A 12,607-nucleotide genomic window follows, 5' to 3' on the forward strand; every position below is an offset into this window, starting at 1 on the left:
TCGGTCAAAGGTTGTGTGCGAGTGCATCCACAGCGGCGATCACGGCGTCTTCTGCTGCCCGCTCACCTACGGTCACCCGCACTCCCTCGCCGGGGAACATCCGGACCGAGACACCCTGCGCGACGCAGGCCGCTTCGAGTGCAGAAGCTCTCTTGCCGAGAGGGATCCACACGAAGTTGGCACCGCTCGGGACCGTCTCGACGCCGCGCAGAGCCAATTGCTCACGTAGGTGAGAACGACCCGCGGTCACCGTTTCGACTATCGAATCGGTGTGTGCCGGATCGGTCAGGGCCGCGCAGGCCGCGGCCTCGGCAACGGCGCTGAGCCCGAAGGGCGGTGCAGCGCTGCGAAGATCCGCTGCGATCGCCGAGTTGGTGACGGCATAGCCGGCACGAAGTCCGGCCAATCCGTAAGCCTTGGAGAAGGTTCGGAAGACGACGATGTTGGGAAAGGCTCGAAGCAGGTCGACGCCGTCGACATCGCTGGTCGCGAACTCCCGGTAAGCCTCGTCCAGAAGGATGAGGACGTCACCCGGGATCGAGCGGGCGAACGAGACGAACTCCGCGGTCGAGAACTCGCTTCCGGTCGGATTGTTGGGGTTGCAGACGAGTACTGCGCGGGTCTGCGGCGTCACGGCTGCCGCCATTGCACTCAGATCGTGCCGATGTTCGGAATCGAGTGCGACGGGGACACCGCTCGCCCCGGCGATTCCGATCAGTATCGGGTACGCCTCGTAGCTGCGCCACGGGTAGACGACTTCGGTGCCAGGGCCCGTGTATGCGGTCAATACCTGCTGGAGCAGTGCCAACGACCCGGCGCCGACCAGTACCTGGTCGTCGCCCACGCCCAGACGGTCGCTCAACCGGGCTATCAGTGTGTCGCCGAACAGCGACGGATACAAGTGCGAGTGTGAGGCCGCGAGATTGACGGCCTCGAGAATGGCCGCCGAGGGTGCAACCGTCGACTCGTTGCTCGACGCCCGCCACCGAACCTGCTCGAGGCCGGCGGCTTTGGAGTATCGAGGAAGCGCTTCGATTTCGGGTCGGGGGCGAGGCCTCAGCGCACCGGGCGCGCTCATGCCAGGGCGCCGATCGCGTTCTCCGCAGCCGCAACAAGTGCACCCGATGCCGCCAAGTCCACCGCGGCCTCGATCTCGGGGGACAGGAAGCGATCGGTACCCGGCCCCTGCACCTTCTCGCGCAGGGTCCGAAGGACGGCTCCGGTGGCGGGGGAGGGCTCGAGTGGGGAGCGCAAATCGATTCCTCTTGCTGCAGTCAGTATCTCGATCGCGAGAACTCGGGTGAGACCGTCGATGGACCGGCGGAGCTTGCGTGCACCCGACCATCCCATGGAGACGTGATCTTCCTGCATGGCCGAGGAGGGAATCGAATCGACACTGGCCGGGCTCGCGAGTCGCTTGAGTTCGGACACGATGGCAGCTTGTGTGTACTGCGCGATCATCAGTCCGCTGTCGACACCGGGGTCGTCGGCGAGGAAGGGGGTCAGACCGTGATTGCGTGCTACGTCGAGGAAGCGGTCGGTTCGGCGTTCGCTGATACCCGCGACATCCGCGGTCACGATGGCGAGGAAGTCCAAGACGTAGGCCACGGGAGCTCCGTGGAAGTTACCGTTGGATCGAACCCGTCCGTCGAGGGTGACAACGGGATTGTCGACAGCACTGGCCAATTCGCGCCCGGCGACGAGGCGGGCGTGATCGACGGTGTCGCGTGCGCCGCCGGCGACCTGCGGTGCGCACCGCAGTGAGTACGCGTCTTGAACCCTGGTGCAGTCAGGGCCCGCATGGCTGGCGACGATCGGGGAATCGGCAAGCAGACGCACCATGTTCGATGCGGCCGCGCCCTGGCCGGGGTGGGGGCGAAGCGCTTGGAGGTCCGCGGCGAACACCTGATCGGTGCCGAGCAAGCCCTCGACGCTCATGGCGGCAGCGATGTCGGCCAACTTGAGCAGATGATCGAGATCGGTGATCGCAAGGGCCAGTTGGCCGAGCATCCCGTCGGTACCGTTGATCAGTGCGAGGCCTTCCTTCTCGGCCAGAACCACCGGTTCGAGACCATGGGCAGCCAATGCCGTTGCCGCATCGGTGAGTTCACCGTCGGCGGTGCGGACGGAACCTTCACCGATGATTGCCATCGCCACATGCGCCAGTGGTGCCAGATCTCCCGAGCATCCGAGGCTGCCGTATTCGTGCACCACCGGGGTGATGCCTGCGGTGAGTAGGTCGGCGTACGCCTGTGCGACTACAGGGCGCACTCCGGTTCGCCCGGTGGCGAGCGTCGAAAGACGCAGAAGCATCAAGGCCCGGATCACTTCGCGTTCGACTTCCGGTCCCGAACCTGCCGCATGTGAGCGGATCAGGCTGCGCTGCAACTGTGTCCGCAGATGCGCCGGAATGTGCCGGGTGGCAAGTGCGCCGAATCCGGTGGAAACTCCGTAGACCGGTGTGGGGTCTGCGGCCAGCGCTTCGATGCGTGCACGACTTTCGGCGATCGCGGCCAGTGATTCCGCGGTCAATGCAACGCCGTATCCGTTGCGCGCGACGTCGACGACGTCGGCGATGGTGACAGCGCCGATTCCGACCTCGATGGTTCGGGTGGCTGTCTGGGTGGCAGGGGTGGCGTTCATGGGACTCCAATGATGATGCGTGGCTATCTAACAAAGTCTTGTATACGAGACTCTAGTCTTGAATATGAGACGAAAACAAGGCCCGCAAAGTACGGAACGGAGAAATTGGCTACATGTCTGCGGTCGGGGTCTCCACCATTCGATCTCCGAGATCGGCGGAGAACTCGGCGCTGACGGCGCGCACTCGGTCGGCGATCAGGGCACTCTCCTCGGCCGATTTGGAGCCGGAGAGGAAGGTGACGCCGAGAGCTGCGACCGGACGACCGTCCCGTGTGATCACGGGGCTGGCGATGCAGTTGATCCCGGATGTCGTCGCATTCTCTTCGACCGCATATCCGCTCTCACGTGCTGCGGCGAGCAGTTCTCGCAGTTCGGCGAGCGTCGACGGTCCCGTTCCGGTCCGCGTCGGCCAGGTGTACCCCTCGTAGAGCGCGCTGATCTGTTCCACGTCCAGACGGCTCAGAATTGCCCGCCCGACTGCGGTGAGATGCGCCGGAAGGCGGGTCCCGATCTCGGTCACCAACCGAACGCCGGGCTTCAGAGGTTCACGTTTGTCGAGGTAGATGACGTCAGAACCCTGAAGTACCGCCAGATGGGAGGTCTCGTCGGTCGACTGAGTGAGTGCCAGCATGAATCGTTGGCCCTCACGGTGAAGTGGGCCGGACCGCATGTACGACGCACCGACTTCGAACGCCGAGACACCCAGGGTCCAGGCGCGTTGATCAGCCCAGTACGAGACGAACCGTCGATCCCGCATGACATTGAGGAGGTGATGCGTCGTACTCTTCGGCAGCTCGAGGGCGCTGGAGATTTCTGCCGTCGCCAGCGGCACACCCCGGCGGGCCAGGAGATCGAGCACGTCGAGCACGCGCTCAGCAGATTTCACGCGGCTCGTCGTCATATGGGGTGTGTCCTTACGGGTAGGGCTGAGGTGGGAGCGGGGAACCACATTGTCTCGGATACGAGACTGAATCGCCAAGTGCTCGGATACGAGACTGAATCGCCAAGTGCTCGGGGTGGTCAGGGTGTCTGGCTGCCGAGTTCCGCGGACAACCGGGCGCAGTGCTCCACCAAGACGCGGCCGTGGCTGGCGCAGACCTCGTCCGTCAGACGGAATGTCGGGCCCACGACGCTGAGCGCTCCGGCTATCTGACCGACCGCGTTGTAGATCGGCGCGGCAACTCCGGTCGAGTGATCCTCGATGGTGTCGTGCGCAATGGCGTACCCGCTCTCGCCTACCTTGCCGCTCAACGCTGCGCCGACGGCGGTGCCGTCCAGGGGAACGCTCTGGCCCACCCACCCCATGTGGCGGATCGCGTGCGTGCCCTCGATCTGATCGAGATACAGCGCAGTGTCTTTCGGTCCCTTCGTCGACAGGTAGGTCGACTCTCTCGTGGTTTCGGCGATGGCCTTCATCGCGGGCCGCGCTCTCGGCAACAGTTGATTGTCACCGAGTGCGCGAGCCCCGATCTGTAGTAGCCGCGGGCCGACGCGATAGACGTTGTCCTCGCCGCGGACGACGAACTCGGTTTGTTCGAGGCTTCTGATCAGGCGAAGCGCGGTACTGGTTGCCAGATCGGTTGCCTTGGCGGCGTCGCCGAGCGTCAACCCGCCGTGCTCGACGATCGCACCGAGAAGTTCGAACGTGCGATTCGCGCTGCGGGTCACGTCGCCGGGGGCCATGTCCTACTCCAAGTGCCGAGGGATGTCTGCGCTGAATCTATCGCGAGCCCGGCAGTACCTCACCGTGGTGCTCGTCCAGCAGGGGACTGCGGCGGACATCGGGGCGTCGGCTATCACCGAACACGACGGGTTGTCGTACGTAGGAGATTTTTCCTGCTACCGGGTGCTCGAACGATTCGACGACTCCGCGATACTCGGCCTGCGCGGAGGTGAGTGCCTGCTGGACGTCCCAGATTTCCGAGCCGGCGAGGCCCGCGTCGCCGAGAATACCGACCACGTCGGCGACGGTCTTTCCGGCAGCCCAGTTTTCGATCTCCTTGCGCAGTGCCGGTTCGTTCTCGGTCCGGGCGGTGTCGTCGGCAAATCGGGGATCTGCGATCAGGTCGACGCGATTCATCGTCTGCGCCAGCTTCTCGAAACCCGACTGGCTCGCAACTGCGAGGACGAAGAGTCCGTCGTCGGCCTTGTAGGTGTCGAACGGTGTTGACACCGGATGACGGTTGCCGACGCGTGGGGGAGTGAGCCCGGTGGATTGCAGTTGGCTGTGTGCTGTCGGCAGCATGGCGAGCATGCTGTCGAACATCGCGACGTCAAGGTGCTGCCCGAGTCCGCTCGCCCGTGCACTCAGCAGGGCGGTACTGATTCCCCAGGCGGCGAACAGCCCGGCGACCAGGTCTCCGAACGACTCACCCAACCGTGTCGGCCCGGATTCCTCCGAACCGGTGATGCTCATGATTCCCGAAAGAGCCTGGACTACAAGGTCGTAGGCGGCGGCTCCGGACATGGGCCCGTCCTGTCCGAAACCGGAGATGGACGCGTACACGATGCGCGGATTGCGAGCCCGCGCAGCCTCGTAGTCGATTCCCAGGCGCTTGGTGACGCCGGGGCGAAAGTTTTCGACGACGACGTCGGCGGTCTCGATGAGCGTCAGCAGCGCCTCACGGTCCTCGTCGTTCTTGAGGTTGAGTGCCACCGAACGCTTGCCACGATTGAGCACGTTGAAGTAGATGCTCTCGCCGTCGCGGAACGGGCCGAGGTGCCGAGAGTCTTCACCGTGTTCGGATTCGATCTTGACGACGTCCGCACCGGCGTCGGAAAGCAGTGCGGTGCAGTAGGGTCCGGCAAGGACGCGCGAGAGGTCGATGACCCGGATGCCGTCGAGTGGGGGAAGTGCAGTCATGTCCGCGCCTTTCAGAACTCGGTGGAACGCGGCGACGGAGCATTGCCGGCAATGGTGAGCAACTGGATCTGCGAGGTGCCCTCGAAGATGCGGAGAATGCGGCAATCGCGGTACAGGCGTTCGATTTCCGATTCGCGCATGAAACCTGCGCCACCGTGGATCTGTACGGTTTGATCGACGATCGAGAAGCAGGCTTCGGTGGCGACGTACTTCGAAATCGATGCGGCGCGGCGGATGTCCTGACCGGCGTCCTTGACGTCGGCGGCCCAGTCTGCGGTGACGCGTGATGCGACAAGTTGCGCGTCGCAGCCACCGAGGAGTAGCTGGATTGCCTGGAAGTCGAAGATCGGCGTGCCGAACTGCTTTCGCTCCGTTGCGTACTCGCGTCCCAGTTCCCAAGCGCGCAGAGCGATGCCGTTTGCCATTGCCGCTACGTCGATGCGTGCTCGGTTCAGGGCGGTCAAGGCAACGTTGCCGCCGCGACCTTCGGTGCCGATCACGGAGTCGAGCGGCAGAACGACGTCGTCGAGGTAGACGGTGTACGTCGGGGCCGAACGAATTCCCATCTTGTCCTGCGGCTCCGAGTAGCTGATTCCCGGAGTTCCCTTGGGGACGACGAAGGCGGTGATGCCTCGGAATCCTGCGCTCGGGTCCGTCTTGGCGAAGAGCACGACCAGGTCGGCTTCCTTGGCGTTGGAGATGTACGTCTTCGATCCGGAGAGATGCCAGCCGTCGTCCTCGCGTCGGGCGACGGTACGCATCGAGGCGATGTCGGAGCCGGCATCGGGTTCTGTGAGTGCAAAGCCGGCCAGTAGTTCGCCCGACGCGAGCTGGGGCAACCAGCGATGCTTCTGCTCTTCGGAGCCGCCGACGAGAATCGGCTCGAGGCCCAGGTAGTGGGCGGTGTAGATCGATGCCAGCGCGGCGTCGGTGCGTGCAACTTCTTCGATGGCGACCAGTTGGGTTCGTGTCGACAGACCCAGCCCGCCGAATTCCTCGGGCACGGAAATGCCCATGAGGTCCTGCTGCCCGAGGCGCTTGACCAGCTGCGCCGGGAACTCCTTGGACTCGTCGCGTGCGGCTGCTCCTGGGTGGATCTCGGCGTTGGCGAAGGCTCGGACAGTGCTGCGGAACTCTGCGAGATCGACGCTGTCGGTGTCGGGCGCGGTCTGGGTAGTCACGGGGGCTCCTTCGAGGCGGAATAGTTACGAATTTCATCTAATGAAATCTAATTGCCACTAGTTGGCATGGACTGACTATGGCCGAGGGTGGCGAATTTGTCCAGAGGTGAAGTTGTTGTGTCGCGGCTCACGTTCTGCCATGATCAACTTGTCTAAGCCTGTATAGACAAGTTGATTGCGGATCGAACCCACTACAAGTCGGAAGCAGCGTGGCTTTCGACGGAAGGTGCTGACATGAGCCTCGTTTCAGTCGACACGACACCGGACTCCGAGAATGTGAGGAGGGTGTCCAGTACGTATTTCGAGGGCTTGTCGGCGGATCGATACGCTGCGCTCGCCGAAGACCGCAAGCTGGCGATTGTCGCCGCGCACATGGACCTTTCGCGTCGACGAGGACACAACTCGTCGATCTCGCGACTCGCGCCGGCCGGGGAGTTAGGGGATGGCCCCGCGATTCAATACGTCGGCGACGACATGCCGCAGCTCGTCGAAGCGGTCTTGGCGACACTTGCCCGTGCCCGCGTGGAACCTGAATTCGTGGTGCACCCCGTGCTTCGCACAGCCGTACAACCGGCGCACAGCACCGAAGACGCCCGGGCCGGGGAGCGCACCGAATCATGGATCCACATAGGACTACCCGCACACTGTTCGGACGCGCAGGCGCAGGTGATCGCGGACGACGTCGCCGGAATCCTCGACCGTATCGCGCGTGCCTTCCGCGATTCCGTGCCCCTGCGGGACCTCGTCGACGAGGCGCGCGAGCAACTGGACTCGAACGGCTACGCCGAAGAAGCTGACTTTCTCCGGTGGTGCAGCGCCGGAAACTTCAGTGTCATCGGTGGTGCGCGAACTGTCGACAGTGACGAGCCGTACGCCATCGGCGTGCTCCCCGATCCAACCGGCTCTTCGGATTCGAAAGCGGCGCCCCTCGCGATTGCAGTGGTGTACCTCCGGCAAGGGTTCGGTGGATCCGAATACGCCACCGAGATCGACGTGTCCGTCGGCGACCGTGCGTACCGATTCGTCGGGTTCTTCACCGCGACCGGTATCGTCGCCGACGTCAGGCGAACCCCGCTCGTGCGAGGACGCGTCGCAGACATCTTCGAGGCCTCAGGATCCACCGTCGATTCGTTTGTCGGACAATCGATGCTGGCAGTGATTCAGTCGATTCCGGTCACAGTGCTCCTGGCGGCCGAGCCGGCCCGAATCGCGGACGCGCTGGACGAACTCACTTCCGTGGACGGCCGCACATCGATCCATCTGTTCTTGCAACCGGTGGGAAGTTCCCCGGTCACAGGGCGAGATCAAGAGTTGTCGGCTTTGCTCTTCGTTCCGCGCGAGAAATTCAGTACGACGATCAGAACAACGGCCGAGTCGGTACTCGCCGACGCACTCGGTGCCCACAATATCGAGTTCTCCAGTCGAGTCTCGGAATCCCCCTTGGCCGTCGTACATTTCACGGCCACAGTCGGCGGCGGCGCGAACTTCGCGTCGGCGCGACAAGCACGGGAGATTCGGGACCTCGTCGTCGACGCGTGCCTGACGTGGGACGAACGATTCGTTCTGGATGCTTCGCACTACGACGAGCGGCGCAGGCGTGCTCGGTTCGCCGAGCGCGTTCCGGTGGCATACAAGCAGGATTTCGACGCTGTCCGAGCCGCCGAGGACATGGCGGTGTTCGAGGGCCTCGCGCCCGGAGAAGTAAGTCCACGGTTGGCCCGTTCTGTCGACGGACCGGGTACTCACCGTCTCGGGCTGTACGTCTCGGGTGATCCGCTCTCGCTGGGCGAGGTGCTGCCCGTATTGCAGAGCCTGGGCGTCGAAGTGGTCGACGAGCGTCCGTACGAGATCGCACCGGCGGGAACCGAACAGTCCAGGATCTACGAGTTCACGCTCGACTATCCGAGTGCTCCGGTCGAAGGCTTCGACAACTTTGCCGCGCGATTCGCGGCGACGTTTGCCGCGGTTCGAAACGGTGACGCCGAGCCGGACTCGTTCAACGAATTGGTCGCGATCGCGGGACTCGGCTGGAAACAGGTAGTGGTGCTGCGGGCATACGCGGAGTTCTTGCAGCAAGCGGGATTTCCTTACAGCACCGGTCGCGTCGCCGAGGTACTTGCCGATCATCCCGAGATCGCCGGCAGATTGTGCGAATTGTTCGAGAGCCGTTTCGATCCTGACGTCGTCGACGGAGATCGAGGTGCACGTGCAGCAGCGGACGTGGAAACGGCCGTGGCGCAGGTGCAAGGACTCGACGCCGATCGGATCCTGCGCGCGTTGTCCGAACTGGTCCGTAACACGTTGCGTACCAACTATTTCGTGTATCCCACTCAATCGCTCGGCGCGCTCTCGTTGAAGTTCGATTCGGAGAAGCTGTCCGTATTGCCTTTCCCTCGACCGAAGTTCGAGATATTCGTGTACTCACCCGATGTAGCAGGTGTGCACCTTCGTTTCGGTACGGTGGCTCGCGGCGGCTTGCGCTGGTCGGATCGGAAAGAGGACTTTCGCACCGAGGTACTGGGATTGGTGAAGGCGCAGGCAGTCAAGAACGCGGTCATCGTGCCTGTCGGAGCGAAGGGCGGATTTGTCGTCAAACGCCCACCGGTTCCAGGGCTGGGCGCAGACGCAGACCGAGAAGCTGCGTTGGCGGCCGGGATCGATTGCTACCGATCCTTCATTCGCGGACTACTCGATCTGACCGACAACGTCGACAAGCAGAGCGGGGCTGTTGTCGCGGCGCGGCGGGTCGTTCGCCACGACGGGGACGACACGTATCTTGTTGTCGCCGCGGACAAGGGAACTGCGAAGTTCTCCGACATCGCGAACGAGGTTGCCGCGGAGTACGGATTCTGGCTCGGCGACGCCTTCGCGTCCGGCGGGTCGGTCGGCTACGACCACAAAGCCATGGGTATCACGGCGAAGGGCGCCTGGGAGAGTGTCAAGCGGCACTTCCGTGAGCTCGGCGTCGATACCCAGCACGATGACTTCACCGCGGTGGGGATCGGAGACATGAGTGGCGACGTCTTCGGCAACGGTATGTTGTGCAGCAAGCACATTCGCCTGATCGCGGCGTTCGATCATCGGCACGTGTTCGTCGATCCGAACCCGTCGCCTGAGCGCTCGTACGTCGAGCGATCACGTCTCTTTGCGCTCCCCCGATCCTCGTGGGCCGACTACGACCCGACCTTGATCAGTGCCGGCGGCGGAGTGTGGGAACGCTCGGCGAAGCGCGTTCCGATCAGTGACGAGATGCGAGAAACCCTGGGCCTCGAGGGCGACGTCACCGAACTGACTCCACCGCAACTGGTTCGGGCGATTCTGCGGTCCCCGGCAGATCTGTTGTGGAACGGCGGCATCGGAACGTACGTCAAGGCCTCCGGTGAGTCCGACCTCGAAGTCGGCGACAAGAGCAACGACGCCGTTCGGGTGAACGGCAACGAAGTGCGTGCCCGAGTGATCGGTGAAGGAGGCAATCTCGGCCTCACCCAGGCCGGACGGATCGAATACGCACGCCGCGGTGGACGGATCAACACAGACGCCCTCGACAATTCGGCCGGAGTCGATTGTTCCGACCACGAGGTGAACATCAAAATCCTTCTCGACTCCCTGATCAGCTCAGGCGTCGTCACGGACTCACGTCGTGACGCACTACTCGAATCGCTGACCGACCAGGTCGCAGAACTCGTTCTCGCAGACAACCGTTCGCAGAACGAACTGATGGGTACCACGCGGGCGGATGCGGGGGCGATGATCGGTGTGCACGGCAGAGTGATTTCCAACCTCGAATCGCGCGGGATCGTCGACCGTGTCATCGAAGGGTTTCCGACCAAGAAGCAGTTCGCCGCGGCCGAGAAGTCGGGAACGGGGCTGACGTCGCCGGAACTCGCCACACTGATGGCCCACGTCAAGCTCGATCTGAAATCCACGCTGTTGGAAGGAAGCTCGATCGACAACCAGATCTACCGCCAGGTGCTGGCGAACTATTTTCCGGAGGGCGTTCGAGTTGCAGGGGGTGACGCCCTCGACCGGCACCCACTTCGTCGCGAGATCGTCGCGACAGTGCTGACGAACAACGTCATCGATCGAGGCGGCATCACCTATGCGTATCGGCTCGGTGAAGAAGTCGGCGCTGATCCGGAAGACGCAGTACGTGCCTTCACTGTGGTCTCCGAGGTGTTCGGACTGTGGAAGTTGTGGCACGACATCAGCGAAGCCTCGATCTCGACCGCAGTGTCCGACGAGTTGATCCTGCTCACCAGGCGACTGCTCGACCGGGCGTCACGGTGGATGCTGACACGTCGTCCGCAACCGCTGGCCGTCGGGGCCGAGATCAGCAGATTCGGTGATCGCATCGCGGAGGCGTCGGCAGAGCTCGATGGCTGGCTGGTAGGCGCAGATCAGCGGAACCTGGCTGCGCGAACGGTCCTCATCACGGACAAAGGCGCGCCGGAGAACCTGGTCAGGCGAGTGGAGATATTGCTCGATCAGTTCGGACTGCTCGACGTGGTGGAGATCGCGGACCTCGCCGATCGGACGATCTCGGAGACCGGCGAACTCTATTTCCGGCTCGGTGAGCATGTTGGGCTCGTCCCGATGCTCAATCGAGTGTCGGCATTGAGCAAGGACGGAAAATGGAACGCGTTGGCGAGGTTGTCGTTGCGGGACGAGTTGTACTCGACGGTGCGGGCCCTGACCCTCGACGTCTTGGCCGACGCGGAAGCGGGTGACACGACAGCGGAAAAACTCTCGAGGTGGGAAGAAAGGAATGCGTCGAGAATCGAGAGGTCCACTCTCGCGCTCGCAGAGATCGAGGCGTCCGGGCAACACGATCTTGCTGCGCTTTCGGTTGCGACGAGCCAATTGCGGCGCATGGTGGGTTAGGTCCGGCGCGGACGCTCGCGGATGGATCGGAAAGGTGCACGAGGCGGATAGACTTCGGAGGCCGAACGGGAGAACCGACTCGGTGGTTTTCGACGAACGGGTGGTGGCGATGGCGATTGCCGAAGTGGACGCAGAACTCGCCGTGCTGTTCAACGAGGCAGGCGGCGAGTCCGCCCCTGCCTACGAACGGGTCAAGAACCTCGTGGTCTCGCAGATCAACTCGGGTCGGTGGACCGAAGGCGATCAGCTGCCTTCGGAGAATCAACTGGTCAGTGCGCTGGGGTTGTCACGAATGACGATCAATCGAGCGCTTCGCGAACTCACCAGCGACGGTCTGATCGTGCGGATGATGGGGGTCGGTACTTTTGTCGCCGCCACGAAGACCGCGTCCCCGCTGTTCGAAGTCAAGAACATCGCCGACGAGATTCAGCGCCGCGGCCACCGTCATCGAACCGAGGTCGTCTTCGTTCGTGAGGAAGAAACCGACCACGGGCAGACGTTCCTTCGTGAATCGGTGGGCAAACGGGTGTTCCATTCGCTGATGGTGCACTTCGAGGACGAAACTCCGATTCAGGTGGAAGACCGATTCGTGAATCCGAACGAGGCGCCAGACTATCTGCGCCAGGACTTCACCGCGATCACCCCCAACAACTACTTGAGTGACGTTGCGCCTCTGGTTCGCGGCGAGCATGTCGTGGAAGCGGTGTTGGGTAGCCCGGACGAATGCGAGCTGTTACGCATCGATCGCGGGGAACCGTGCCTGCTGATTCGCCGCCGCACCTGGTCGGCTAACGGATTGGTCAGCGCGGCGCGCTTGATCCATCCGGGTTCACGCAATCGCTTGGAAGGAACCTTCGAGCGCTGATCGTTTCGAATGGCGAATCCTGAACACACGCTCGTCCGATTGCACCATTTTCGGGGTCGACTTCGGTGCAATCGACCAGGACGTGACTGCGAGCACACTGAGATCATGGGTGGACGGTTATTGCTTCCGCAACCTCACTTCCCGACGAGTGAGACCTGAGCGGATCCCAGCAAC

At 63.1% G+C, this 12,607-nt stretch carries 8 protein-coding genes; 2 read left to right on the forward strand and 6 right to left on the reverse strand.

The window, feature by feature from the left end; genetic code table 11:
* Positions 1-4: 4 nt before the first annotated feature.
* The 6 genes from ASU23_RS07655 to ASU23_RS07680 all read right to left on the reverse strand — a co-directional run bounded on the left by ASU23_RS07655 (position 5) and on the right by ASU23_RS07680 (position 6,687).
* Positions 5-1,078 (reverse strand): histidinol-phosphate transaminase, encoded by a 1,074-nt coding sequence (locus tag ASU23_RS07655; protein WP_003940619.1) that lies wholly within the window; start codon positions 1,076-1,078, stop codon positions 5-7.
* On the reverse strand, positions 1,075-2,643 hold the full coding sequence (gene hutH, locus ASU23_RS07660) for a histidine ammonia-lyase (protein WP_007732730.1): 1,569 nt from the start codon (positions 2,641-2,643) through the stop codon (positions 1,075-1,077). Before hutH ends, ASU23_RS07655 begins: the two co-directional genes overlap by 4 nt.
* Positions 2,644-2,752: 109 nt before the next feature.
* Complete coding sequence (locus ASU23_RS07665; protein WP_029256284.1) at positions 2,753-3,544, reverse strand: IclR family transcriptional regulator; 792 nt, start codon at positions 3,542-3,544, stop codon at positions 2,753-2,755.
* Positions 3,545-3,663: 119 nt separating this feature from the next.
* Complete coding sequence (locus ASU23_RS07670; RefSeq protein ID WP_003939923.1) at positions 3,664-4,326, reverse strand: IclR family transcriptional regulator; 663 nt, start codon at positions 4,324-4,326, stop codon at positions 3,664-3,666.
* Positions 4,327-4,363: 37 nt separating this feature from the next.
* Entirely contained in the window at positions 4,364-5,506 is a 1,143-nt protein-coding gene (locus tag ASU23_RS07675; protein WP_003940060.1) for a CaiB/BaiF CoA-transferase family protein, read from the reverse strand.
* Positions 5,507-5,517: 11 nt separating this feature from the next.
* Positions 5,518-6,687, reverse strand: coding sequence for an acyl-CoA dehydrogenase family protein (locus ASU23_RS07680; protein ID WP_058037656.1), 1,170 nt, complete (start codon positions 6,685-6,687; stop codon positions 5,518-5,520).
* Positions 6,688-6,921: 234 nt separating this feature from the next.
* Here ASU23_RS07680 and ASU23_RS07685 point away from each other — a divergent pair, with 234 nt between their 5' ends.
* On the forward strand, positions 6,922-11,568 hold the full coding sequence (locus tag ASU23_RS07685) for an NAD-glutamate dehydrogenase domain-containing protein (protein ID WP_253741250.1): 4,647 nt from the start codon (positions 6,922-6,924) through the stop codon (positions 11,566-11,568).
* A gap of 109 nt (positions 11,569-11,677) precedes the next feature.
* Positions 11,678-12,433: a histidine utilization repressor gene (gene hutC / locus ASU23_RS07690; RefSeq protein ID WP_024487384.1), complete on the forward strand. Its 756-nt coding sequence runs from the start codon at positions 11,678-11,680 to the stop codon at positions 12,431-12,433.
* Positions 12,434-12,607 lie beyond the last annotated feature (174 nt).

The sequence above is a fragment of the Rhodococcus sp. KB6 genome, from assembly GCF_001445685.1.
GTDB classification, from domain to species: Bacteria; Actinomycetota; Actinomycetes; order Mycobacteriales; family Mycobacteriaceae; genus Rhodococcus_F; species Rhodococcus_F qingshengii.

Excerpts from the sequence above, each read along its gene's own strand:
- ASU23_RS07655 (WP_003940619.1), bottom strand. The coding sequence starts at position 1,078 with ATGAGCGCGCCCGGTGCGCTGAGGCCTCGCCCCCGACCCGAAATCGAA.
- hutH (WP_007732730.1), bottom strand. The coding sequence starts at position 2,643 with ATGAACGCCACCCCTGCCACCCAGACAGCCACCCGAACCATCGAGGTC.
- ASU23_RS07665 (WP_029256284.1), bottom strand. The coding sequence starts at position 3,544 with ATGACGACGAGCCGCGTGAAATCTGCTGAGCGCGTGCTCGACGTGCTC.
- ASU23_RS07670 (WP_003939923.1), bottom strand. The coding sequence starts at position 4,326 with ATGGCCCCCGGCGACGTGACCCGCAGCGCGAATCGCACGTTCGAACTT.
- ASU23_RS07675 (WP_003940060.1), bottom strand. The coding sequence starts at position 5,506 with ATGACTGCACTTCCCCCACTCGACGGCATCCGGGTCATCGACCTCTCG.
- ASU23_RS07685 (WP_253741250.1), top strand. The coding sequence starts at position 6,922 with ATGAGCCTCGTTTCAGTCGACACGACACCGGACTCCGAGAATGTGAGG.
- hutC (WP_024487384.1), top strand. The coding sequence starts at position 11,678 with ATGGCGATTGCCGAAGTGGACGCAGAACTCGCCGTGCTGTTCAACGAG.